This window comes from Helicobacter pylori HUP-B14, assembly GCF_000259235.1.
GTDB lineage: Bacteria > Campylobacterota > Campylobacteria > Campylobacterales > Helicobacteraceae > Helicobacter > Helicobacter pylori_CU.
Genome location: NC_017733.1, coordinates 169,064 through 193,978 on the forward strand (window position 1 = coordinate 169,064; position 24,915 = coordinate 193,978).

At 39.8% G+C, this 24,915-nt stretch carries 23 protein-coding genes and 1 pseudogene; 13 read left to right on the top strand and 11 right to left on the bottom strand.

Features of this window, described 5'->3' with window-relative positions; translation table 11 throughout:
* Positions 1-4: 4 nt before the first annotated feature.
* From fliR to HPB14_RS08360, 3 genes are all read right to left on the bottom strand, one after another.
* Positions 5-772: a flagellar biosynthetic protein FliR gene (fliR, locus tag HPB14_RS00845; protein ID WP_000883725.1), complete on the bottom strand. Its 768-nt coding sequence runs from the start codon at positions 770-772 to the stop codon at positions 5-7.
* Positions 766-1,494, bottom strand: coding sequence for an EI24 domain-containing protein (locus HPB14_RS00850; protein WP_000242508.1), 729 nt, complete (start codon positions 1,492-1,494; stop codon positions 766-768). The genes fliR and HPB14_RS00850 overlap by 7 nt, the downstream gene beginning before the upstream one ends.
* Positions 1,495-1,599: 105 nt before the next feature.
* Positions 1,600-1,818, bottom strand: a complete 219-nt coding sequence (locus HPB14_RS08360; RefSeq protein WP_000457009.1) for a hypothetical protein — start codon at positions 1,816-1,818, stop codon at positions 1,600-1,602.
* Between the two features lie 155 nt (positions 1,819-1,973).
* On the opposite strand from HPB14_RS08360, the gene cbf2 reads away from it, so the two are divergent.
* Genes cbf2 through efp form a run of 3 tightly spaced genes read left to right on the top strand, consistent with a single transcriptional unit; the run spans position 1,974 to position 4,395 of the window.
* Positions 1,974-2,873, top strand: coding sequence for a peptidylprolyl isomerase CBF2 (gene cbf2 / locus HPB14_RS00860; protein WP_000739411.1), 900 nt, complete (start codon positions 1,974-1,976; stop codon positions 2,871-2,873).
* 13 nt (positions 2,874-2,886) lie between these two features.
* Positions 2,887-3,810 (top strand): class II fructose-bisphosphate aldolase, encoded by a 924-nt coding sequence (locus tag HPB14_RS00865; RefSeq protein WP_000960439.1) that lies wholly within the window; start codon positions 2,887-2,889, stop codon positions 3,808-3,810.
* A 21-nt stretch (positions 3,811-3,831) separates the two neighbouring features.
* Positions 3,832-4,395, top strand: coding sequence for an elongation factor P (gene efp, locus HPB14_RS00870; RefSeq protein WP_000974267.1), 564 nt, complete (start codon positions 3,832-3,834; stop codon positions 4,393-4,395).
* Positions 4,396-4,905: 510 nt separating this feature from the next.
* Here efp and pseI read toward each other — a convergent pair.
* Genes pseI through HPB14_RS00885 form a run of 3 tightly spaced genes read right to left on the bottom strand, consistent with a single transcriptional unit; the run spans position 4,906 to position 7,847 of the window.
* The gene (gene pseI / locus HPB14_RS00875) at positions 4,906-5,928 is read right to left on the bottom strand and encodes a pseudaminic acid synthase (RefSeq protein WP_000941800.1); all 1,023 of its coding nucleotides are present in this window, start codon (positions 5,926-5,928) and stop codon (positions 4,906-4,908) included.
* A gap of 3 nt (positions 5,929-5,931) precedes the next feature.
* Positions 5,932-6,573 carry an ABC transporter ATP-binding protein gene (locus tag HPB14_RS00880; RefSeq protein WP_000588488.1) on the bottom strand — a complete coding sequence of 214 codons (642 nt, stop codon included), beginning with the start codon at positions 6,571-6,573 and terminating at the stop codon, positions 5,932-5,934.
* Entirely contained in the window at positions 6,570-7,847 is a 1,278-nt protein-coding gene (locus tag HPB14_RS00885) for an apolipoprotein N-acyltransferase (RefSeq protein ID WP_000335730.1), read from the bottom strand. The genes HPB14_RS00880 and HPB14_RS00885 overlap by 4 nt, the downstream gene beginning before the upstream one ends.
* A gap of 230 nt (positions 7,848-8,077) precedes the next feature.
* Here HPB14_RS00885 and HPB14_RS00890 point away from each other — a divergent pair, with 230 nt between their 5' ends.
* From HPB14_RS00890 to HPB14_RS00910, 5 genes are read left to right on the top strand one after another with little or no spacing between them, the layout of a single operon-like run.
* Positions 8,078-8,788 (top strand): CvpA family protein, encoded by a 711-nt coding sequence (locus HPB14_RS00890; protein WP_001106327.1) that lies wholly within the window; start codon positions 8,078-8,080, stop codon positions 8,786-8,788.
* A 10-nt stretch (positions 8,789-8,798) separates the two neighbouring features.
* Positions 8,799-10,304, top strand: a complete 1,506-nt coding sequence (lysS, locus tag HPB14_RS00895) for a lysine--tRNA ligase (protein ID WP_000492572.1) — start codon at positions 8,799-8,801, stop codon at positions 10,302-10,304.
* Positions 10,304-11,554: a serine hydroxymethyltransferase gene (locus HPB14_RS00900; protein WP_000323144.1), complete on the top strand. Its 1,251-nt coding sequence runs from the start codon at positions 10,304-10,306 to the stop codon at positions 11,552-11,554. The genes lysS and HPB14_RS00900 overlap by 1 nt, the downstream gene beginning before the upstream one ends.
* A 10-nt stretch (positions 11,555-11,564) precedes the next feature.
* Entirely contained in the window at positions 11,565-12,107 is a 543-nt protein-coding gene (locus HPB14_RS00905) for a DUF1882 domain-containing protein (RefSeq protein ID WP_000138105.1), read from the top strand.
* 21 nt (positions 12,108-12,128) lie between these two features.
* The gene (locus tag HPB14_RS00910) at positions 12,129-12,932 is read left to right on the top strand and encodes a hypothetical protein (RefSeq protein WP_001290501.1); all 804 of its coding nucleotides are present in this window, start codon (positions 12,129-12,131) and stop codon (positions 12,930-12,932) included.
* A gap of 396 nt (positions 12,933-13,328) precedes the next feature.
* On the opposite strand, the pseudogene HPB14_RS00915 reads toward HPB14_RS00910, so the two are convergent.
* Positions 13,329-15,045 (bottom strand): annotated as a pseudogene (locus HPB14_RS00915) (DUF262 domain-containing protein).
* Between the two features lie 157 nt (positions 15,046-15,202).
* Between HPB14_RS00915 and HPB14_RS00930 the strand changes: the two are divergent.
* The gene (locus HPB14_RS00930; protein ID WP_000890458.1) at positions 15,203-15,736 is read left to right on the top strand and encodes a TIGR00645 family protein; all 534 of its coding nucleotides are present in this window, start codon (positions 15,203-15,205) and stop codon (positions 15,734-15,736) included.
* Positions 15,737-15,741: 5 nt separating this feature from the next.
* Here the strand turns inward: HPB14_RS00930 and clsC are convergent, their stop codons facing one another.
* From clsC to HPB14_RS00950, 4 genes are read right to left on the bottom strand one after another with little or no spacing between them, the layout of a single operon-like run.
* Entirely contained in the window at positions 15,742-17,250 is a 1,509-nt protein-coding gene (gene clsC, locus HPB14_RS00935) for a cardiolipin synthase ClsC (protein WP_000689049.1), read from the bottom strand.
* Positions 17,251-17,266: 16 nt separating this feature from the next.
* Positions 17,267-18,004, bottom strand: a complete 738-nt coding sequence (locus tag HPB14_RS00940; RefSeq protein WP_001282433.1) for a fumarate reductase iron-sulfur subunit — start codon at positions 18,002-18,004, stop codon at positions 17,267-17,269.
* Positions 17,997-20,141, bottom strand: a complete 2,145-nt coding sequence (locus HPB14_RS00945; RefSeq protein WP_000705971.1) for a fumarate reductase flavoprotein subunit — start codon at positions 20,139-20,141, stop codon at positions 17,997-17,999. The genes HPB14_RS00940 and HPB14_RS00945 overlap by 8 nt, the downstream gene beginning before the upstream one ends.
* A gap of 9 nt (positions 20,142-20,150) precedes the next feature.
* The gene (locus HPB14_RS00950) at positions 20,151-20,918 is read right to left on the bottom strand and encodes a fumarate reductase cytochrome b subunit (RefSeq protein ID WP_001183649.1); all 768 of its coding nucleotides are present in this window, start codon (positions 20,916-20,918) and stop codon (positions 20,151-20,153) included.
* 212 nt (positions 20,919-21,130) lie between these two features.
* Between HPB14_RS00950 and HPB14_RS00955 the strand changes: the two genes are divergently transcribed.
* The 4 genes from HPB14_RS00955 to metK all read left to right on the top strand — a co-directional run bounded on the left by HPB14_RS00955 (position 21,131) and on the right by metK (position 24,913).
* Positions 21,131-21,835, top strand: a complete 705-nt coding sequence (locus tag HPB14_RS00955) for a triose-phosphate isomerase (RefSeq protein ID WP_000161033.1) — start codon at positions 21,131-21,133, stop codon at positions 21,833-21,835.
* Positions 21,836-21,844: 9 nt separating this feature from the next.
* Positions 21,845-22,672: an enoyl-ACP reductase FabI gene (gene fabI, locus HPB14_RS00960; RefSeq protein ID WP_000506165.1), complete on the top strand. Its 828-nt coding sequence runs from the start codon at positions 21,845-21,847 to the stop codon at positions 22,670-22,672.
* A gap of 9 nt (positions 22,673-22,681) precedes the next feature.
* Entirely contained in the window at positions 22,682-23,692 is a 1,011-nt protein-coding gene (gene lpxD, locus HPB14_RS00965; protein ID WP_000777150.1) for a UDP-3-O-(3-hydroxymyristoyl)glucosamine N-acyltransferase, read from the top strand.
* A gap of 63 nt (positions 23,693-23,755) precedes the next feature.
* On the top strand, positions 23,756-24,913 hold the full coding sequence (gene metK, locus HPB14_RS00970) for a methionine adenosyltransferase (protein ID WP_000655157.1): 1,158 nt from the start codon (positions 23,756-23,758) through the stop codon (positions 24,911-24,913).
* Positions 24,914-24,915: the final 2 nt, after the last annotated feature.

A 24,915-nucleotide genomic window follows, 5' to 3' on the forward strand; every position in this document is an offset into this window, starting at 1 on the left:
TCCTTTAAAAGATTTTGCTAATGGCGCTAAAGGCCAGGCTGATTTCTTCTTTAAAACGCCCCATGATAGCCGAAGCGATTAAAATAATGCCCACAAACCCGATCGCAATTTTAACCGGAAACCCAATAGCGAGCAGGTTGAACTGAGGGTGGGTTTTCATGATCATGCCAAAAATAATATCGCTCAATAACACCAAGCATAAAATAGGGAACGCCATAGAAAACCCTATGACAAAGAGGTGCGAAAAGGCTTTGACAATGTTTTTAGCCAACGCTGGCTCAAAGACAAATTGCCCTAAAGGGACGGCTCTTAAGCTGTGATCCACAAACAAAATGATTTGATGGTGGAACGATAAATCCAATAAAATTAAAATCGCTAACAATAAAAGGGCTTGCCCCACAATGGGTTTTTGCGATCCTGAAATAGGATCATATGCGCTCGCCATCGTAAGCCCCATAGAAAAGCTGATGCTATCGGTTGCAAACACCAAGCTTGCAAAGACGATCTGTAAAAAGACAGACGCACACACCCCTAAAAACAATTCGCATAAGCAAGCGATGATAAAACCCTCTGGCGTGTAAGCGGCGTTTGAAAACTCTAAAGTGGGGTAAAAAATCGCGCTCACATACAAACTCAAAGCCCCACGCACCGATAAAGGCACTAAATGGTTTTCAAAAAAAGGGAAAAAAGATAACACGCCACTAACCCTTAAAAACAACAAGAAAAAATCCCTAACATGGGGGGTGCTAAGCTCTTGAATAAAATCTAGCATTCTTTCTCTTTAAAGATAAAAAAGTAGTGCGTTAGCATTAGGGTTTGCAATAAGGTGGCAAAAAAATTAAAAAAAGGGATTAAGGAAAAAAGATAGCAAAAAAACGAAAAACGATAATGCTTCAACCGGTGCTGTTTGAGCAGGTTTTGATAGCTTTGATGATTAAAAATCATGCTGGCTATATCCAAACTCATGGTGTTTTTGAAAAAAAGAAAATGCGGAATTATAGAAAAAAAGACCCCAAAGACCCCTATAAAGGGAATGAAATAAAAGGGCGTTAAAAGTGCTAAGAATACAAGCATAAGAATGAGCGATCTTAAAAAATATTTAATAGAAAAAAGGATAGAGCCAAATTCTTCTAAAACGACATGGGGATAATATTTTTGGTGCAAATAAGAGACCACTAAAGGGGTGTAAAAAATAGACGCAAAAATATTGATGACTAAACTCAAAAGAATCGCAATCCAAAAAATAAGAAAATACACTAACGCTTTAAAAACCCATGCGAACACACTAGCAAAAAAGCCTTGAGAATGAGCGTAATCATTCAAAGATTGCGGTAATAAAGCTTGGCAATAACCCACAATACTCCCGCCATTGTAGTAAAAAACAGCTCCAAAAAACGCTAAGCTCAAAAGGATAGGGCCAAGATTGATTAAAAGCATTCTGGCGCTTAAAAAATCATTAAAACTTTTTTTAAAAATGGATAGAAACAAAACCATAAGCCTTTTTTAAACTCACTTTTTAAGGGGTATTTAAGCGCAAAGTCCCTTAATCTTATATAGTAAGCTTATCAATATGAGATTGACTAAAGGTATAGAAATTACTTAATATGGAATAACATGCAATGCTAAAAGACCAAATATAAAGAATAATAACCCTGGTAACCAAGGAAAGAGAATACATACAACAATAATTACGAATATAATATTCATAATTGCATCGAGAATTTTTGAATCCTTTTTAACATTCTTTTTCTTTCCAAAAAGAATGTAACTGACACCAATAAATACAGCAAATATTATTACAACATCTGCGGCGAACATTTTTATCCGCTTTTACGCTTTTAATAGAATGAATAATTTTAAGCATTTCTTACCCCTTAATGTGAGTTTTCTGTAATCATGATAGCTGATTTTGTTTTAAATTTGCTATAATGTAAATTTAATGATGAAAATTAGTTTAGAGTGGAGAACACACAATGAAAAAAAATATCTTAAATTTAGCGTTAGTGGGCGCGTTGAGCGCATCGTTTTTGATGGCTAAGCCGGCTCATAATGCGAATAACGCTACACATAACACGAAAAAAACGACTGATGCTTCAGCAGGCGTGTTAGCGACAGTGGATGGCAGGCCTATCACCAAAAGCGATTTTGACATGATTAAGCAACGAAATCCTAATTTTGATTTTGACAAGCTTAAAGAGAAAGAAAAAGAAGCCTTGATTGAGCAAGCCATCCGCACTGCACTTGTAGAAAATGAGGCTAAGGCAGAAAAGCTTAATCAGACTCCAGAATTTAAAGCGATGATGGAAGCGGTTAAAAAACAGGCTTTAGTGGAATTTTGGGCTAAAAAACAGGCTGAAGAAGTGAAAAAAGTCCAAATCCCCGAAAAAGAAATGCAAGATTTTTACAACGCTAATAAAGATCAGCTTTTTGTCAAGCAAGAAGCCCATGCTAGGCATATTTTAGTGAAAACCGAAGATGAGGCTAAACGGATTATTTCTGAGATTGACAAACAGCCAAAGGCTAAAAAAGAAGCCAAATTCATTGAGTTAGCCAATCGGGATACGATTGATCCTAACAGCAAGAACGCGCAAAATGGCGGTGATTTGGGGAAATTCCAAAAGAACCAAATGGCTCCGGATTTTTCTAAAGCCGCTTTCGCTTTAACTCCTGGGGATTACACTAAAACCCCTGTTAAAACAGAGTTTGGTTATCATATTATCTATTTGATTTCTAAAGATAGCCCTGTAACTTATACTTATGAGCAAGCCAAACCCACCATTAAGGGGATGTTACAAGAAAAGCTTTTCCAAGAACGCATGAATCAACGAATCGAGGAATTAAGGAAGCACGCTAAAATTGTTATCAACAAGTAGATGAGGTGTTATCATGTTAGTTAAAGGCAATGAAATCTTATTGAAAGCCCATAAAGAAGGTTATGGGGTAGGGGCGTTTAATTTCGTGAATTTTGAAATGCTAAACGCTATTTTTGAAGCAGGAAACGAGGAAAATTCCCCGCTTTTCATTCAAGCGAGTGAAGGAGCGATCAAATACATGGGGATTGATATGGCGGTGGGCATGGTGAAAATCATGTGCGAACGCTACCCGCACATTCCTGTAGCCTTACACCTAGATCATGGCACGACTTTTGAAAGCTGCGAAAAAGCCGTGAAAGCGGGTTTCACTTCTGTGATGATTGATGCGTCTCATCATGCGTTTGAAGAGAATTTGGAATTGACTTCTAAAGTGGTCAAAATGGCGCATAACGCTGGAGTGAGCGTGGAAGCGGAGCTGGGGCGTTTAATGGGGATTGAAGACAATATTTCAGTAGATGAAAAGGACGCGGTGTTAGTGAATCCTAAAGAAGCGGAGCAGTTTGTCAAAGAATCTCAAGTGGATTACTTAGCCCCAGCCATTGGGACAAGCCATGGAGCGTTTAAGTTTAAGGGTGAGCCAAAATTGGATTTTGAACGCTTGCAAGAAGTCAAAAGGCTCACTAATATCCCTTTAGTTTTGCATGGAGCGAGCGCGATACCGGATGATGTGAGGAAATCTTATTTGGACGCTGGAGGCGATTTGAAAGGTTCTAAGGGCGTGCCTTTTGAATTTTTACAAGAATCTATAAAAGGGGGGATCAATAAGGTCAATACCGACACGGACTTAAGGATCGCTTTCATCGCAGAAGTGCGCAAGGTGGCTAATGAAGATAAGAGCCAATTTGATTTGAGGAAGTTTTTTTCTCCGGCCCAATTAGCGCTTAAAAATGTGGTCAAAGAGCGCATGAAACTTTTGGGCAGCGCTAATAAAATTTAATCAACAAGGGAAGAGTGTAACATGGCAATTGGGATGAGCGAACTCAAAAAGGGCTTAAAAATTGAATTGGGCGGTGTGCCTTATAGGATTGTAGAATACCAGCATGTCAAGCCCGGTAAGGGTGCGGCTTTCGTGCGCGCGAAAATCAAATCGTTTTTGGATGGTAAGGTGATTGAAAAGACTTTCCATGCGGGGGATAAGTGCGAAGAACCTAACCTGGTTGAAAAAACGATGCAATACCTTTATCATGATGGCGATACATACCAATTCATGGATATAGAGAGCTATGAGCAAATCGCTTTAAACGACTCTCAAGTGGGTGAGGCTTCTAAATGGATGCTAGACGGCATGCAAGTGCAGGTTTTATTGCATAATGACAAGGCGATTTCAGTGGATGTGCCGCAAGTTGTGGCTTTAAAGATTGTGGAAACGGCTCCTAATTTTAAGGGCGATACTTCAAGTGCGAGCAAAAAACCAGCGACTTTAGAAACCGGTGCGGTCGTGCAAGTGCCTTTCCATGTTTTAGAGGGTGAGGTGATTAAAGTCAATACCGAAACAGAAGAGTATCTTGAAAAGGTGAAGTGAGGCTATCTTTTTATTGAGTTAGCGCTTTTAGACACAGCCTTTTTGTCATAAGGGGTGTTATCAGCCCCCTTGTTTGAGCTTTGTTTAAAATGCGTGTGAAATCTGTGATTAAAAATTATTTAGGATTGATGGACTTTTTTTATTGAGTGTCAATATAAAATATACAAAGGCATTTTTTAATATTAAATATAAGAGATTGATTGAATCAAGTAAATAATCTCTTAAAAAACAGTCTTTGGGGATTAGGGGGATTTGATTGGAGGTTAGGGATTAAACGCAAAATATTCCCTTAAAAAATGGGTTTTATGATAAAGTTTAAAACGATAGCAACAAAGTAATCCTGTTTTTATTAAAAATTAAAGTTAATTGAGATTCAAATAAGGCTCTAGGCAACATTTGATGAGAGCGATGCCCCTATTCCCTTAAGATTTAAAATAGAAAATGAGTTTAAAATCAAATCTAAAACCATAAAACAAAATTTAAAAATCCCATTATTCACTCAAAACAAACCTACAATGAGCGTTCTATATCATCAGCGCTTAAAGGGGTGTTGGCTTTTAAAAATTTTGACGCTTTTTGGCCTAAAATTTCTTTATAAAATTTAGGGTGTAAGCCAAGGTTGGGGCGTAAGGCTTTGATATTATCGCTAGTCAATGCTTCGCCTTTTTGAATGTCCTTAATGACGAATAAAGAGCGTGCAAAAAATCTTCGCTCCTCTAAAGTCTTTGGATTGATTTTTGGCTCTTCTTCGCCTAAGGCTAAAACGCTTTGTTTGATGACTCCAACCATGCTTTTAAATCCGTTAAAATCCATGCTAAAAGCGCTGTCTGGGGTTTGTAAGGATTTGTTTAAAATGAAATGCTTTTCTATCATGCTCGCTCCTAAAGTGGTGGCTAAAATGGGGCAAAGAGAGCCAATCGTGTGATCGCTTAAGCCAAATTTAACGCCAAAGGTTTCGCCTAATTTAACCATGCTCAATAAGTTAGCGTCTTCTATTTTACTGGGATAAGCGCTCACGCATTTTAAAAGGGTGATGTCAAAATTATTCACGCCTTTGCACAATGAGATAGCGTCTTGCAATTCGGCGTGTGTAGCGATACCGCTAGAAAGGATAATGGGCTTTTGTGTGCGAGCGGCCTTTTCAATCAAATCCAAATCAACGATTTCAAAACTAGCGATTTTATACATGGGGCAATTTAGGCTCTCTAAAAGCTCTAAAGCTTTTGAGCTAAAAGGCGAGCTAAAAATGCCTAAATCAAGCTTTCTAGCCAACTCAAACAATTCCGCATGCCACTCTAGGGGGGTAGAAGCCTTTTGATATAATCCATACAGATTTTCTTTATCCCATAAAGTGCCTTGAATGATAAAAGGATCTTCTTTAGAATCTAAAGTCATGCAGCTTGGCGTGTAGGTTTGGAGCTTGACAAAATCCGCACCGCTTTCCTTAATGGCATGAAGGCTTTCTTTAGCTAGGTTTAAATCCTGGTTATGATTAGCGCTCAATTCGGCGACAATTTTAGGGCGTTGCAACATTTCTTATTTCTCCTTAATCAAAACTTCTTTTTCTAGGCGATAGACTTGAGAGCAAGTGAAGGCTAAATGCTCATCATGCGTGGCTAGAACTAACGCCCCTTCGTTTTCTGTAATGTAATTTTGCAGCATGCTGATGACTTGATTAGCGCTAATGGTGTCTAAATTCCCGGTGGGTTCATCAGCGATAATGATTTTAGGCTTTTTAGAAAGCACTCTAGCGATGCTTAAACGTTGTTGCTGGCCGCCGCTCAATTCACCCACGCCTTGTTTTAGGGTGTGGGCTATGCCTAATTGTTCTAAAAGGGAATAATTTATTTCTTGCTTGGCTAGGATTGAAGCGACTTGCAAGTTTTCTAAAGCGCTAAAACCCTTAAAAAGGTAATGCGATTGAAAAACGATGCCCACTTTTAAGCGCCGTAATTCCAAAAGCTTTTTGGAATTTAAGGCATAAATATCCTGGTGTTCTAACAAACCGATCGTCCCGCTATCCGGTTTTAGCATGGTGGCTAGATGGCTTAAAAGCGTGCTTTTACCGCTCCCGCTCACGCCTAAAATCGCTAGGCTTTCTTTGGGTTTAATGTGCAAATTCACGCCACTATAAAGAGGTTTTTCAAAAGCATGAGAAATACCAGTCGCTTTAATCATGATCGTTTCCTAAAAAGAATATCGCCTAATAAACTAGGGTTTAGAATGTAAGAAGTTGAAAAGTTCGCGCTGTGCAAAATGATTTTATCATAACGCCTTGCATAGTATTTTAAAAGCGTTCTTTGTAAGGTGGGTTCAATGCTTGGGCTAAACCATGCGTTATTGCTCATTAGGATAAAAATTTTTGAAGGGCTGTTTGAATAAGCGGCTTTGGAAGTGCCTTCATAGCAAATCAAGGGGCGAAAAGTAAAATCATTTAATGTAAAATCGCTGAAATGAGAAGCGTTGCGGTATAAATAAGCGCTCTCGCCAAAAAAGAGCTTTTCAAGGGGTTTTTGAAGAAACTTGGGTAAAGGCATTATCTCGCCAAAGGGGGCTAAGATCACTTTATCAGCGATCTGAATGCTTTTTTTAGAAAATAAAAACGAGCTGTTATAAAGGCTATAGCCTTGGGTGCGCAATGTCCCTATTAAAATAGCAATATTATCGCTTAAATCTTCTAGCTTAGCTTTAAAGGGGGAGTTTTCTAAAGCGATAGGGTAGGCGGTCTCTGGAAAAACAATCAAGGTTTTTTGCTTGCTTTGAGCGAGCTTGATTTCTTTAAGAATGTTGCTTTCAATATTATTAAGGTAATTTGAGTCAAATTTCAAATCTTGGGGCGTTTTTGTAGAGACTAATTCAATATTTCCAATCTTTTTTAAATCGCTTGTTTTAAAACCATTAAAATCCAACGCGCCAAGCAGCAATAAAACCCCTATCATTCTGTATTTTTTAGGATTTTGAGCGCTCAAAAAAATGCAAGCTAAAAAAATAAGCCCTAAAGATAATTTATCCACCCTAAACACGCTATAAGAAAAAAAGCTATCCGGGACTAACCAATCAAATCCAAAAGGGTGGATAAAACTAGAGCCTAAAAAACTCAAAAGCCTGAAGTAGGGGTTTTCAAAATAGAGCAACAAATAAAATAAAACCCCATAAACTAACGCTACTAAAACAATGATTAAGGGTAATAAGTAAGTGAAATCCGAGTAGCGAAAACTTAAAGCGCACCAATAAAACAATAACGCCCCCACGAAAAACCCTAAAGCAAAAGCACTGTTTCTGGGGGTTTTTAAAAACGCTAGCATGCTTAAAGGGGCTAATAGGCTTGTGAGTGTGATAGTGATATAGGGGTTTTCAATTGCATAAGCGTCTAAAACAGCGTTCACATACACGCTTGAAACAAACATGCACGCTAATAAAAAAGCGTTTTGATTGAATAGAAGAAGGCACATGGCTAAATTTTGAAACCTTGAGATTGTTTTAGTGTATTATAGCTATATTTTAATTTAAGAATTTTAGATTGATTTTTTTAAGGGTAGTTTTTTTTAAGTTGTGTTATTATTTTCAAATTTCAAGTCTAAAGAGCGTGAATTGGCATGATTTAAGAGTAATGGGTGTTTGTTTTAAGACGCTATGACTATCTTTATGCGAGATATATGAGAGAAAGGTTTGGGTTTAGGGTTTGAATTATATTGATTTAGCGTTACTTGTGGTGGTGGTAGCCTTTGGGATTAGGGGATTTTATCATGGCTTCGTGAGTGAAGTGGCGGGGACTTTAGGGATTGTGCTTGGCGTGTATTTGGCGTCTCGCTATTCTGTGGCTGTTGGGAATTTATTTTCAGAGCATTTGTATGATTTAAGAAATGAAACCATGACGAATCTCATCGGTTTTTTATTGGTGTTAGCGTCTATTTGGGTGTTTTTTTTAGCTTTTGGAGTGTTGCTAGGCAAGGTGTTAGTCTTTAGTGGGTTAGGCATTATAGACAAAGCGTTAGGGTTTATTTTTTCATGCTTAAAGACTTTTTTAGTGCTTTCTTTCATCCTTTATGCGCTCTCTAAAATGGAAGTAATGAAAGACGCTAACGCCTATTTGCAAGAAAAAAGTGCTTTTTTTTCTACCATGAAAAGCATCGCTAGTAAGATCATGCGCCTTGATGGCGTCAAACATGTGGAGAAAAACCTTAAAGACAACCTTGAAGAAATGAGCGATGAAGTTAAAAATAAAGGATCTATTGATAACGCCAAAGAATCTTTTAATAAGGCTACGGATAAGGGCGTAGAAGCTTTAAAAGAAAAGGCTAAAGATTTGCCTAAAAACATGCTAGAGCCAAAACACAATAAACCCAACCAAACCCCACCAAACCCCACCCCATCTAATAAAGAACCCCTATAAAAGGCATCACATGTTTTCTAACCAATACATCCAACAACGCATCCATAAAGCCAATAGCTTGAGAGAAGAAGGGAAAAACCCTTATCAAAATGGCTTGAAACGAAGCCTCACCAACGCCGCTTTTTTAGAAAAATACGCTTATGTTAAGGGTTTAGAAGAGCCTAAAGACAAAGAAAAATGCGAAAGTATTGTAGGGAGGGTCAAGCTTTTGCGTTTAATGGGTAAGGCATGCTTTATTAAAATTGAAGATGAAAGCGCGATTTTGCAAGCTTATGTTTCGCAAAATGAATTGAACGATGAATTTAAAAGCCTGAAAAAGCATTTAGAAGTGGGCGATATTGTGTTGGTGAAAGGTTTCCCTTTTGCTACCAAAACCGGTGAATTGAGCGTTCATGCCCTAGAATTTCACATTTTAAGCAAAACCATTGTGCCTTTGCCTGAAAAATTTCATGGATTAAGCGATATAGAATTGCGTTACCGCCAGCGCTATTTGGATTTGATCGTCAATCCTAGCGTTAAAGATGTGTTTAAAAAACGCAGTTTGATTGTTTCTAGCGTGCGGAAATTTTTTGAAATGGAAGGGTTTTTAGAAGTGGAAACCCCCATGATGCACCCCATTCCTGGCGGGGCGAACGCAAGGCCTTTTATCACTTACCATAACGCTTTGGAGGTGGAGAGGTATTTAAGAATCGCTCCAGAATTATACCTCAAACGCTTGATTGTGGGGGGGTTTGAAGCGGTGTTTGAAATCAATCGTAATTTCAGAAATGAGGGCATGGATCACAGCCATAATCCCGAATTTACGATGATTGAGTTTTATTGGGCGTATCACACTTATGAAGATTTGATTGAACTCAGTAAGAGGCTATTTGACTACTTGCTAAAGACTTTAAATTTAGATTCAAAAATCATTTATAACGATATGGAAGTGGATTTCAACCAAACGAGCGTGATTTCCTATTTGGACGCTTTAGAAACAATAGGGGGCATTAGTAGGGGTATTTTAGAAAAAGAAGACAGGCTTTTGGCTTATTTGTTAGAGCAAGGCATCAAAGTAGAGCCAAACCTCACTCATGGCAAATTGCTCGCTGAAGCGTTTGATCATTTTGTAGAGCATAAGCTCATTAACCCCACTTTTGTAACCGAATATCCCATTGAGATTAGCCCTTTAGCCAGACGCAACGATAGTAACCCTAATATTGCTGACAGGTTTGAATTGTTCATTGCAGGTAAAGAAATCGCTAATGGCTTTAGCGAATTGAATGACCCTTTAGATCAATTAGAGCGCTTTAAAAATCAAGTGGCTGAAAAAGAAAAAGGCGATGAAGAAGCTCAATACATGGATGAAGATTATGTGTGGGCTCTAGCCCATGGAATGCCCCCCACTGCAGGGCAAGGCATAGGCATTGACCGATTAGTGATGTTACTCACTGGAGCTAAAAGCATTAAAGATGTGATTTTATTCCCAGCGATGCGTCCTGTTAAAAACGATTTTAATATTGAGAGTGGAGAATAATGGCGTATTTTTTAGAACAAACGGATAGTGAAATTTTTGAGCTTATCTTTGAAGAATATAGGCGGCAAAATGAGCATTTAGAAATGATAGCGAGCGAGAATTACACTTTTCCTAGTGTTATGGAAGCTATGGGGAGCATTTTAACGAATAAATACGCTGAGGGCTATCCTAACAAGCGCTATTATGGAGGCTGTGAAGTGGTGGATAAAATAGAAAGCTTGGCCATAGAAAGGGCTAAAAAGCTTTTTAATTGCCAGTTCGCTAACGTGCAAGCGCATTCAGGCTCACAAGCTAATAACGCTGTTTATCACGCTCTTTTAAAGCCTTATGACAAGATTTTAGGCATGGATTTAAGCTGTGGAGGGCATTTAACGCATGGCGCTAAAGTGAGTTTAACCGGCAAGCACTATCAGAGCTTTTCTTATGGCGTGGGTTTGGATGGCTATATTGATTATGAAGAAGCGCTAAAGATCGCTCAAAGCGTTAAGCCAGAAATCATCGTGTGCGGGTTTTCAGCCTATCCAAGGGAGATTGATTTTAAGAAATTTAGAGAAATCGCTGATGAAGTGGGAGCGTTACTATTAGGCGATATAGCCCATGTGGCAGGGCTTGTGGTCGCTAATGAGCATGCCCATCCTTTCCCGCATTGCCATGTGGTTTCAAGTACCACTCATAAGACCTTAAGAGGGCCTAGAGGGGGACTTATTTTAACTAATGATGAAGAGATAGCGGCTAAGATTGACAAAGCGATTTTTCCAGGGACTCAAGGCGGGCCTTTGATGCATGCGATTGCTGCTAAAGCGGTGGGGTTTAAAGAGAATCTAAAACCAGAATTTAAAGCTTATGCAAAATTAGTGAAATCTAACATGCAAGTTCTCGCTAAAACGTTAAAAGAAAAAAACCATAAGTTAGTGAGTGGTGGCACTTCTAACCATTTGCTTTTAATGGATTTCTTAGATAAGCCTTATAGTGGGAAAGACGCTGATATTGCATTAGGGAATGCCGGAATCACCGTGAATAAAAACACCATTCCTGGCGAAACGCGCAGCCCTTTTGTAACGAGTGGGATAAGGATTGGCTCAGCGGCATTGAGTGCAAGGGGTATGGGAGCTAAGGAATTTGAAATCATAGGGAATAAAATATCAGATATTTTGAATGATATTAATAATGTTAGTTTGCAATTGCATGTGAAAGAAGAATTGAAGGCCATGGCCAATCAATTCCCTGTGTATCAACAACCTATTTTTTAAGGGAGTCAAGATGACAGAAATGGAATTAAAGCTCATTAAGATAGACACAAGCCATTATTTTGAAAAAAAACCAGGCTTGGGGGAGAGAGTGGATTATGCGGGTCGTTGTTATTATAATAAATTCCAAAGAGTGAATGCCATGCTCACAAGCTCGCTCATTCAAAAGCATTTGAAAAGGGAAATAGAAATCGCGCACAACCTTATCTTGCGTAACGATAAGGTGGAAAACATTGTGTTTGATTATAACGGGAGGAATCCGGAGCGTTTTTACCATAAGGCACAGTTATTGCTTCGTGAAGAGGGTTTTATGAATTTTACCGTTTATAACACCAAAACGCCTGGGCATTTGCATTTGTATGTGCATAAGGGGCATACGGAATTAGGCGAGGGTGAAAGGTTGGTTAAGACTTTGTCTATGAAATTAGCGCAAGGGTTGCCTAAGGAATGGAAGGTCTTCCCTAGCAATGAATGGCCTAAGGAATTTAATATTTTAGCTTTACCTTATGAAGTGTTTGCAAAAGAGCGAGGGAGCTCTTGGGCGAAGCATTTATAACCATTTTTGAAAGGATTTTTGATGTCAGAAAAAGAAAGACTGAATGAAGTGATTTTAGAAGAAGAAAATAATGGGGGTGGTACTAAAAAGGTGTTTTTGATCGTGGCTATAGCCATTATCATTTTAGCGGTGCTTTTAATGGTGTTTTGGAAAAGCACGAGAGTCGCTCCTAAAGAGACTTTTTTACAAACCGATAGCGGCATGCAAAAAATAGGCAACACTAAAGACGAGAAAAAAGACGATGAGTTTGAAAGCTTGAATTTGGATCCTTCCAAGCAAGAAGACAAGTTAGACAAAGTAGCGGATAATGTTAAAAAGCAAGAAAATGATGCGTTTAACATGCCCGTTCAAACCGATCAAGCTCAAACGGAGATGAAAACAACAGAAGAAAAACAAGAATCTCAAAAAGAATTAAAAGCTGTTGAGCCTATTCCCATGAGTGCTCAAAAAGAATCTCAGGCTGTGGCTAAAAAAGAAACCCCCCATAAAAAGCCTAAAGTAACCCCTAAAGATAAGGAAGCTCATAAAGATAAGCATGCGGCTAAAGAGCCTAAAGTCAAAAAAGAAACCCATAAAGAAGTTTCTAAGAAAGCTAATTCTAAAACCACTCTTACTAAAGGGCATTATTTGCAAGTGGGGGTTTTTGTGCACACGCCCAATAAAGCGTTTTTACAAGCGTTTAACCAATTCCCCCATAAGATTGAAGATAGGGGGGCTACTAAACGCTACCTCATAGGCCCGTATAAGAGCAAGCAAGAAGCCTTAATGCATGCCGATGAAGTCAGCAAGAAGATGACTAAACCGGTTGTTATAGAAGCACGGTAGGGGTTTGGGCTAAAAATTCTTATTTTTTTCTTGGGCGTTTTTAGCGGATTGTCCAAGTGCTAAAACGATGGGGTAGTTTACTCCATCGGCTCGGATAATTTTAACAGAGAATGAAGATAAACAGATTTTTTTGATCAATATACCTATTTGGTCTTTGAGGAATTCAAATAATTCTTGCGTTTGAATTCAGCCTTAAAGAGCATTCATTCGTTAAAGGCATTTGTTTATTGTTTGAAAACTACGGAGCGTTTAAATTTTGTAAAATTATTGCTTGCTGTTTGATAACCCATAACTCTCCAAAGAAGAGAGCGGTTTGAAACTAGCTTTATGGGTGTGGTTGTGGGGCTAGAAGCCAAGAGAGTAAGTGCACTCACGCTCTTTTAAGCTTCACGCTCTTTAGTGGGCGGCGAAATCCTTAAAGAAGGTGTTGATCAGCCATTTTTCCATTTTATTATTCCTTTCTATCAAAACCTCTTTTTTGAAATCTTTTACATTAAAGCGTCTGTTGAAAGGAATCTCACTACGTTTGTAGATTTCATCTTTTTCATACAGATCCTTATCGCTTGCCTCACGATTGAGCGAACTTTCTAAGGAGATGAGATTGCCGTATGTGTCAATGTAGTTTTCAAGATCTTTCTTGTCTTCAAAACCAAGTTCTTGGATCTTAATTTCATTATCCAATTTTAATAAATTGATGGGGATGATGTGCTCTTTTTCTTGGGAGAATTGCTTCTCAGGGATCAATTTTTTGAGATCGGCAAGACCCATCTCCTGGCAGTTCTTTTCAAAGAAGACATAGTGGAAGCATGATGAGTTGAACGCGTTCTTTACAAGCTTCAAAGAAGCCAGCTCTATATCCTCTATATCATTTCTGCATTGAGCAATCATCTCGCTCTTCAATCCCTCTTTGCCCTTTTTAAGATACGCATTAATCAGGTTGTAGGCCTTTGATTCTAAATTTCTAGTAGATTTGAAAAGCACAATATCGGTTTTGGCAAAGAGTTTCAGCGTTTCATCGTCTAGTTTGTTGTTGATTTTCAGGCGGATGAGCGAATTAAAAAAAAGCGGGTTGATTCTGTTGATGAGCATGACCTTAAGGGTGGTTGGGTTGGTGTCAATCTCGCTCAATAGATCAAGGAAGCCTGATAGAAATTTTTCAAATCGCTGACATAGGATTGGATGAAACTTTCCAATGTGCTTTTGGTGCTTTTGATTTTTTTAGTTCAGCTTTGAGTTTCTCGTAGGTGTTGTCCGTGCTTGTTCTGTAGTGCCCTAAAAACTCGATTCCATCAAATCTTTGGCTCCCTGCGTGGTAGCGGAAGATATCGCCTTCATCAAACTTTGGGCCTCCAACGCTAGAGATATGGTCGCTCTTTTTGATCTTGGCAAAGATCTTAAAGATCTCCCCAAAATGATCGTTGATAAATTGGTCTAGCCCCCTTTTTCCATCGCAAAAAGTGTTGGAGTAATAGATGAGAAGAGATTTTAGTTTGTCCAGCAAGAGAAGAGACACGCCTCTGTCATTCACGCTTTGAAAGGTTCTGATGGCTCTCCCAGGATCGGGCTCTTCAAGCCGCATCAAAATCATTTTCAACAGCGCCTCCAAACGCTCATTCACTTATTCTTCACTCAACTTGCTGACCTTATCCAAGATGGCCTTCAAAACCTCAAAAAGATTTTGCTTGCCTTCGGTGTCTGCATCTTTTTCGCAATGGCTAATACTCCCTTTTTCTGCCGCTTCCAAGAGCGTTTTGAAGAAGCTTTGGTTTTGAGGGGCGACTTCTAATTTTAATTCCCCCTTTTGGTATAGATATTTTCTTGTCTCTTGCTTGTCTTTCTCGTTTTGTTTGCTTGCCAAGACATGCAAGAGCATGAAGATGGTGGTCGTTCGTTGTTGGCCGTCAATGATGTCATGCAATTTTTTGTTGTCTTCATTCTTAGCGACAACCATGGTGCCTATAAAATGCCCCTGACCCTTTTTGTTGTATTCTATCGCTTCTTCTAGATCTTCCCATAAATCTTTAAAATTCTTTTCTTTCCAAGCGTAATCCCTTTGATAATTAGGAATGCTGTATCCACTCTCTAAAAAGACATCTTTTAGGGTGGTTTTCATTCACTTCTCCTTTGTTGCATGCAGTAGTCAAATTTATACCATAAATACCATAAGAATGGCTTGAGATTTCACTCCATCAAAGGCGTTCTGTTAGCCACTCGGGGCGTTTTATTAGCTATAATCAAGGCTTCAAAAAGCCATAATTAAAAGAGTTGAAATGTTGGAAAAATTGATTGAAAGAGTGTTGTTTGCCACTCGTTGGTTGCTAGCCCCTTTATGCATTGCCATGTCGTTAGTGCTGGTGGTTTTAGGCTATGTGTTCATGAAAGAGTTGTGGCACATGCTAAGCCACCTAAACACGATCAGCGAAACGGATTTGGTTTTATCAGCCTTAGGATTAGTGGATTTGTTGTTTATGGCCGGGCTTGTTTTAATGGTGTTGCTCGCCAGTTATGAAAGTTTTGTTTCCAAATTAGACAAGGTGGATGCCAGCGAAATCACTTGGCTAAAGCACACGGATTTTAACGCTTTAAAATTAAAGGTTTCGCTCTCCATTGTAGCCATTTCGGCGATTTTCTTGCTCAAACGCTACATGAGTTTAGAAGATGTTTTATCCAGCATTCCTAAGGACACGCCCCTATCGCATAACCCCATTTTTTGGCAAGTGGTGATCCATTTGGTGTTTGTGTGTTCAGCGCTTTTAGCCGCCGTTACCAATAACATCGCTTTTTCGCAAAATAAAGCGCATTAAAAGTTTTAAAGCTCTCTTTCAGGAAGGACTTTAGACCATTCTTTAATCAAGCGTAAAAAGAAGGAAGTATCAGGCGAAGTTTTTTCATGGATTAAAATGCCTTCTTCCACCGCTTCCCAAATCACTCTATGCCGATACAAAACCAAATGCCATGATTGCTGGGCATGATCTTTAAGCGACAAACGCACCCTTTTGGCAAAAGACGGGTTGTCAAACAAAACCGCGCTTTCAGTGTTGATGTATGCAGAGCGCGGATCAATATTAAAACTCCCTAGAAGCGTTAGGGCATCGTCAAAAACAATCGTTTTGCCGTGTAAGGAATGTTTGGTGCTAAAGTGCCCTTTAATCTGGCGGTTGAAAAAATCGTTTCGTATTTCATAGACATTTGCGCCCATTCGCACTAATTGGTTGCGATACCTTTCCCACGCCCCATAGACCACGATAGCGTCCGTTGATGAAAGGGAATTGGTAAGGATGTTCAATTCAATCCCCTTAGAAATTTGATTTTTAAAGATTTTCATCATCTTTTTGCCTGGAATAAAATACGATGAAGCGATAAAAACGGAGTCTTTAGCGTTTTTAAGGGCTTTCTCAAAAGCGATTTTGATAGGTGAATACAAGGGCGTGTCAATTTTTTTGGGTGAATCGGCTAAAAAAATGGCATTCCCATAATAAATGGGGTATTGGTATTTTTGGAAGCGTTCTATAAAATCATTGACTTTTTTTTCAAACTCATTTATATCTTCAGTGCTGATAGGGATTTTTTCATGGAGTTTAGCGATTTCTTTAGCGTTGTTTTTAAGTCTTTTATGGGTTCTTAATAATGAAACAGGGATAGAGCGGTGGAACCTCCAATAGCGTTCAAAGCTTTCTTTGGCCTTTGAAGCAACCCCCCCAAAAAACAAAGCGTCTAAATCTAAAAAATTCGTGTCTAAATCGTTATCAAAATAATTGTCCCCAATATTGCGCCCTCCTATAATGACAGCGAAATTATCCACGATGAAAAGCTTGTTGTGCATGCGTTTTTTAATGCGCTCATAATCCGCAAGCATTTCAAAATAACGCAAGCCTTTATTGCGGATATAGTAGGGGTTAAAAATTTTCACTTCAATGTTTTTATGGAAATTTAAAAGCATAATATCTGAAAAATCCGAATACACTCCGTTATCGTCTAAAAGGATGCGCACTTTTACCCCACGATTGGCCGCATTTAAAAGTTCTTTAGCGATCACTTGAGAGGAAAGATCATTCTTATAAATATAAGTTTGCATGTCAATGCTTTTTTGGCTCATTCTAATAAGACCCACTCTGTGCAACAAGGCATCAAAGCCGTCTTCTAAAAGAATGGTCGCGCTATGGTTAGGGTTTTCTTTTAAATTTTTAGCGTATAAGCTCCCAATGGTGGTAGTGTAGGGATCATAAGAGATAGGTGGGCTTGAAATGGGAGTCTTATAGACTAACCCAAAACACCCATTAAAAAAAAAGACGCTTAAAAAAACTAAAAAGATTTTCAAAAACGACCCAAAGAAATTAGCGGCTTTTACCCACTTTCAACATTCGGTTGCGCAAAGTAGCGATACTGCTTTGCAAGGGTAATTCTTTAGGGCAAGTGTCATGGCAAGCGATTAAGCTCATGCACCCAAAAACACCATCATCATCGCCCACTAACTCATAAAAATCATCATCGCTTCTTTCATCGTGGCTGTCAATCATAAAGCGCATGGCTCTGTTCATGCCAGCAGCTCCAATGAAATTAGGGCGCATGAGTTTGGTCCCACAAGAAGCGATACAGCACCCGCATTCAATACACCTGTCTAATTCAAAGACTTCTTGGGCTTCGTCAGGCTCAACCCTTTTTTCCGGCTTAGTAATATCCACCTCTTCTTTAGAATGCGCCCAACTCTCCACCCTTTTAGTCATATCCAAAAACCAATCGCCCGTATTCACGCTCAAATCTTTAATGAGCGTAAAACTGGGCATGGGCATGAGCGTTATCACCCCGCTTTCAAAGCTAGAAGTTAGAGTTTTACAAGCCAGTCTCGGTCTCCCATTAACCATCATCGCGCAAGAGCCGCAAATCCCAGCGCGGCACACAAAATCAAAGCTTAAATCCGGATCTTGATGCTCTCTAATGAGGTTTAAAGCGATAAAGAGCGTCATGGATGGCGTTTCTTTCAATTGATACTCTTTAAAATGCGGCTTACTCACCGCACTTTGAGGGTCAAATTTTAGCACTCTAACTACAATCGTTCGTTCATTATCACTCATGGTGTTCTCCTTTTAAATTAGCGTTGTGTTGGTCTAATAAATCATGGACATTGAAAGAATACAAATGTTCCCCTCTAGCCCTGACTTCCTCATCTTCTAAACGCATGTTCCTGGCTTTGTATTTTTCTTGCAATTCAAAAGGCATGAGCGCGTGTTGGACTTCTACCCTGTCTTTCCCAAGCTTTTCTAATTCCAAAATCGTTTTTAAAATCTCAGCGTCGCGCTCTTCTTTTTTAGGGTGGGGAATGAAATTGCCCTTTTTGCCATAGCCCCTAAAATCAGGGCTGATTTCCATTTTCATCACATCTAATTCTTCGTATTCAATCGTGGGCATGTCTTGCTCAGCGTTAGGCCAGCTCGCTAAAGTCCGATTAAGCCATTTTTCATCATCTCTTTTAGGGTAATCAATCCTTGTGTGAGCCCCTCTGCTTTCGGTGCGCAGTAACGCCCCTTGAGTGATACAAAGCGCGAGTTTGAGCATTTTTTTGGTGCGGTAAGCGTCTTCTAATTCAGGGTTATTGTGTAAAACCTTGTTTTTCACGCAAATGTTTTTGGAGCGTGCATAAAGCTCTTGCAATTCTTTAAGGGCTTCTTCTAATTTTTTGCCTTCCCTAAAAACGCCTACTTTTTCATCCATGACTTCTTTCATGCGTTCTCTAATTTCATACACGTCTTCCTTGCCTTCATTATGCAATAAAAAATGCATATAATCTTGGCTTTCTTTAATGAAAGCTTCAACTTTTTGTGTGTTGATTTCAATTTGCGCTTCCAAACAATGCGACGCGAAATAATCCCCAATGATCATGCCAGCGACCACCGCTTCACTCACGGAATTACCCCCCAAGCGGTTAAACCCATGCAAATCCCAACATGCCGCTTCGCCCGCACAAAACAAGCCTTTTAAATGGGTTTCGCCTTTAGGGTTTGTCCTAACCCCACCCATAGAATAGTGTTGCATGGGTTTTATGGGGATCCAGCCTTTTTGTTTGGCCATCGCTTGCCCGTATTCAGGCTCATTAGCGGGCATTCCTTGCATGTTGTCTTTGGTTTGTTCCTCGCTATCAGCCGGATCAATGCCCGCAAAAGTCATGGCAATATCGCGCACATCTCTTAAGTTTTTTTCCACATGGTTACGCCCTAAAATAGCAATATCCAACCACACATGATCCCCATAGGGCGATTTGGCTCCATAGCCTTTTTGGATATGCTCTAAAATCCGCCTTGAGACCACATCCCTACTCGCAAGCTCTTTTTTCTCCGGCTCATAAGCGGGCATGAAGCGTCTGCCAAACTTGTCTCTTAAAACCCCGCCATCGCCCCTACAACCTTCGGTCATTAAAATCCCGCTTGGCACTAAAGCGGTAGGGTGGAATTGCACCGCTTCCATGTTGCCTAATTTAGCCACGCCGGTTTCTAAAGCGCTCGCCGCCCCAGCTCCGTCGCAAATCACGGCGTTAGTGGTGTGTTTATACACGCGCCCATAACCTCCAGTAGCTAAAAGCGTGCCTTTAGAAACATACGCTGAAATTTCGCCTGTGATCAAATCCCTTACCACCGCCCCATAGCATTTATCATTATGATGAATGAAAGCGAGCATGTCCTTTCTGTCTTGAATATCCACCTTGTGGTGTAAGGCTTCGTTAGCGACCGCATAAAGCATGGTATGCCCTGTAGCATCAGCCGTAAAGCATGTGCGCCATTTTTTAGTGCCGCCAAAATCACGGCTTAAGATATAACCATGCCTGTCGTCTCTTTCAGTGATAATTACATGCTCACCATTGACGACCGCAGGCCTATCGCCCTTTTTAATCCTAGTCCAAGGCACCCCCCAACTGGCCAATTCCCTAATGGCTTTAGGGGCAGTGGTTACAAACATTCTAGCCACTTGCTGATCGCACCCCCAATCGCTCCCCTTCACCGTGTCTAAAAAGTGCAAATCTTCATTATCGCCCTCGCTTTTTTTAGCGTTCGCAAGGCTCGCTTGCATGCCCCCTTGAGCGGCTGCAGAGTGCGAACGCCTGACAGGCACTAGGCTTAAAACAATAGTGTTTAAACCCTTTTGTTTGCATGCGATACTAGCCCTTAACCCGGCCAGTCCGCCTCCAATAATTAGCGCATCACAATATGTTATTTTCATTTTCTACCCTTATTCTTTGTGGAATTTCCCATCAGCTTCTATGGCTTCTTGCATGGTTTTAATGCCATTTTCCTTATTTTCTAAACCTTTTTTAATGTAAGCCCCATAGGTGCAAAGCCCTAAAACAATGAAAAACACGCTCATCGCCCATTTGACTTTTCTCAAGCCTTGAATGCTCGCATTCTTAAACCACCCCCATTTAATCGCTAGGCGATACAACCCAATAGAGCCATGCAATTCTACGGCAAACAATAAGAAAATATACAGAAGCCAAAAGTTTTGCGTGACAAAACGATAGCTTGAGCCATGAGGCCCAATACTTTCAGGCTCTGTGAGCATGACAAATAGGTGGATACTCGCTAAAAAAAACATCGCAAACCCGGTTAAGGCCTGGATAAACCACAAACTCGTATCGCCATGTTTCATCAAATGCTTGTGGGTTTTAAAAACCTTGTATTGCCTGTAATTGATAGGGAATTTTCTCAACGCCAAAAAAGCATGCACGACTAAAATAAGAATAACTCCTGCTGCAACCACGCTCACAATAGCCGGCTCGCCCGCTTTTAAAAACAAGCTCCCTTCAAAAAATTTCGCCACTTTATACATGGCTTCATCGCTAATCAAGATACTTGAGACTAAAAACATGTGCGCTATCATAAAGAGCGCTAAAATCAAGCCCGTAGCGCTCTGTAAAAAATCCAACTTAGCATAAATACCGCTCTTTTTAAGCCCTTTGCTAGCGCCATAATAACCCTCTATAATCTCTTCTTGTTGCATAAAAACTGCTCCTAAAAACTCAAAATTAACCTAAAATCGCTTGACGCAAAAACACTGCCTTAATTTTACTACATTTGAAATAATTTTTCTTATAAACAAAACCTAAATTGAGAAAAAATTCAATTCAAGGGGGCCATTGTTTAAAATTTACATTTTTTAAACGCTATTAGATATAATAAGGGATAGACCACCTATAAAATAAGGATCATTCAATGACAAAAATTGCCATGGCTAATTTTAAATCCGCTATGCCTATTTTTAAAAGCCATGCGTATTTAAAAGAATTAGAAAAAACTTTAAAACCGCAGCATTTTGACAGGGTGTTTGTATTCCCTGATTTTTTGGGGTTATTGCCTAATTCGTTTTTGCATTTCACTTTAGGAGTGCAAAACGCTTACCCTAGAGATTGTGGGGCTTTTACCGGTGAAATCACTTCAAAGCATTTAGAAGAATTAAAAATCCACACGCTTTTAATAGGGCATAGCGAGAGGAGAGCGCTTTTAAAGGAAAGCCCTAGCTTTTTGAAAGAAAAGTTTGATTTTTTTAAAAGTAAAAATTTTAAAATTGTCTATTGCATTGGCGAAGAATTAACGACCAGAGAAAAGGGTTTAGTGGCTGTAAAGGAATTTTTAAGCGAGCAATTAGAAAATATTGATCTTAATTATTCCAATTTAATTGTGGCGTATGAGCCTATTTGGGCGATTGGCACCAAAAAAAGTGCTTCTTTAGAAGACATTTACCTCACGCATGGTTTTTTAAAACAAATCTTAAATCAAAAAACGCCCTTGTTGTATGGGGGGAGCGTGAATATACAAAACGCTAAAGAAATTTTAGGGATTGATAGCGTGGATGGCTTATTGATCGGGAGCGCGTCTTGGGAATTAGAAAATTTTAAAACAATCATTTCATTTTTATAAAGGAAAATCATGGGATTTTTAAAAGGTAAAAAAGGGCTTATTGTGGGGGTTGCGAATAATAAATCCATCGCTTATGGGATCGCTCAATCTTGCTTCAATCAAGGGGCTACTCTGGCTTTCACTTATTTGAATGAGAGCTTAGAAAAGCGCGTGAGGCCTATCGCGCAGGAATTGAATAGCCCCTATGTGTATGAATTGGATGTGAACAAAGAAGAGCATTTCAAGCCGCTATACAATAATATTAAGCAGGATTTAGGCTCATTGGATTTTATCGTTCATAGCGTGGCCTTTGCCCCTAAAGAGGCTTTAGAAGGGAGTTTGTTAGAAACTTCTAAAAGCGCGTTTAACACCGCTATGGAAATTTCTGTTTATTCTTTAATAGAGCTGACAAACACCCTGAAACCCTTATTGAATAATGGGGCGTCTGTTTTGACTTTAAGCTATTTGGGCAGCACCAAATACATGGCGCATTACAACGTGATGGGGTTGGCTAAAGCGGCCCTAGAGAGTGCAGTGCGTTATTTAGCGGTGGATTTAGGCAAGCATAACATAAGGGTGAATGCCCTATCAGCTGGGCCTATTAGGACGCTCGCTTCTAGCGGGATCGCTGATTTTAGGATGATTTTAAAATGGAATGAAATCAACGCCCCTTTAAGAAAAAATGTGAGTTTAGAAGAAGTGGGCAATGCCGGGATGTATTTGCTTTCTAGCTTGTCTAATGGGGTGAGTGGGGAAGTGCATTTTGTGGATGCTGGCTATCATGTTATGGGCATGGGGGCTGTGGAAGAAAAAGATAATAAAGCTACGCTGTTGTGGGATTTGCATAAAGAACCATAAGGGGTATTGATGAAATTAAGCGAATTGTTGAGCACCTATTCTATTGAAACGGAATTTTCAAACGATTTTGAAGTGCATGCTTTAGCGGAATTGGATAAGGCCACGCCTAATGATATTAGCTATATTGACCAAGCGCGTTACCTTAAACTTTTAAAAGATTCCAAAGCCGGGGCGGTATTTATCCGTAAAAAAGAATCTTCTAAAGTGCCAAAACGCATGCAAGCTTTAGTCGTGGATAACCCGCATTTAGCCTTCGCTAAAGTTTCGCATGCCTTTAAAATCCCTTTTTTTAAAAACCCACAAAGCGTGAATGAGCCTAAACATTTTGAAAAAGTAACGATCATGCCTAATGTGATGATTGGAGAGGGCGTAGAAATTGGCGAAAACTCTTTGATTTATCCGGGTGTGGTGATCGCTGATGGGGTCAAAATCGGTAAAAATTGCGTTTTGTATCCTCGTGTTATTTTGTATCAAAACACGATTTTAGAAGACAATGTTACTATCCATGCAGGCAGTGTGATCGGAGGTGATGGCTTTGGTTATGCGCACACCGCTTTAGGAGAGCATGTCAAAATTGAGCATGTGGGGATTGTTAGGATTCAAAAAAATGTAGAAATTGGAGCTAACACAGCGATTGATAGGGCGGTGTTTGGCGAGACTTTGATTAAAGAGGGCGTTAAGATTGATAACCTGGTTCAAATCGGGCATAATTGCGTTTTAGGCGAGCACAGCATCGTCGTTTCTCAAGTGGGCTTGAGCGGCTCTACAACCACAGGCCGTAATGTGGTTTTTGGCGGTCAAGTGGGCATTGGGGGGCATTTGCATGTGGGTGAATTCACTCAAATTGGGGGTAAAAGCGCGGTGGGTAAAGACTTGCCCCCTAACACTAATTTTGCCGGAGCGATCCCTGCTATGGAAATCCATGAATGGCACCATTTCCTGGCTCATTTACGAACGAATTTCAGGAAACAGCAAAAAACGAGTTTATTGCAAAAAGCTAAAGGGTTTTTTAAGTCTTAAAGAATGAAATAAGCTATAATAAGCCCATTTTGAATACGAACGATTATTTAATAAGGACAATCAATGAAAGATAGTTTTCTTTTCACTTCCGAATCAGTAACCGAGGGGCATCCTGATAAAATGGCTGATCAAATCAGCGATGCGGTTTTAGATTACATTATTGAGCGGGATCAAAAAGCCAAAGTCGCATGCGAGACTTTAGTTTCTAACGGGTTTTGCATGATCACTGGCGAATTAAAAACTTCTGTTTATGCCCCTATGCAAGAGATTGCAAGAGAAGTGGTTAAAAAGATTGGCTATACAGACGCTCTTTATGGCTTTGATTACAGAAGTGCGGCGGTTTTGAATGGCGTTGGCGAGCAAAGCCCTGATATTAATCAAGGCGTGGATAGAGAAGATGGCGAGATTGGGGCAGGGGATCAAGGGCTTATGTTTGGTTATGCGTGCAAAGAGACTGAAACGCTCATGCCCTTACCCATTCATTTAGCGCATCAGCTCACTTTCGCTCTGGCTCAAAAAAGAAAAGACAACACTCTGCCTTTTTTAAGGCCTGATGGCAAGTCTCAAGTGAGCGTGCGTTATGAAAACAACAAGCCTGTAAGCATTGATACGATTGTCATTTCCACCCAACATTCCCCAGAAGTTTCGCAAAAACATTTAAAAGAAGCCGTGATTGAAGAGATCGTGTATAAGGTTTTACCCAAAGAATATTTGCATGACAATATCAAGTTTTTTGTCAATCCTACAGGAAAATTTGTCATCGGTGGGCCGCAAGGCGATGCGGGTTTGACGGGCAGAAAAATCATCGTGGATACTTATGGGGGGAGTTGCCCGCATGGTGGGGGAGCGTTTAGCGGGAAAGACCCTAGCAAAGTGGATAGGAGCGCGGCTTATGCGGCCCGCTATGTGGCTAAAAATTTGGTAGCGAGTGGGGTTTGCGATAAAGCGACCGTGCAGCTTGCTTATGCGATTGGGGTGATAGAGCCAGTGTCTATTTATGTGAACACGCATAACACGAGCAAGTATTCAAGCGCGGAGTTGGAAAAATGCGTGAAAGCGGTTTTCAAACTCACGCCAAAAGGCATTATTGAAAGCTTGGATTTATTAAGGCCCATTTATTCGCTCACTTCAGCTTATGGGCATTTTGGGCGCGAGTTAGAGGAATTCACTTGGGAAAAGACTAACAAGGTTGAAGAGATTAAAGCGTTCTTTAAGCGTTAAAA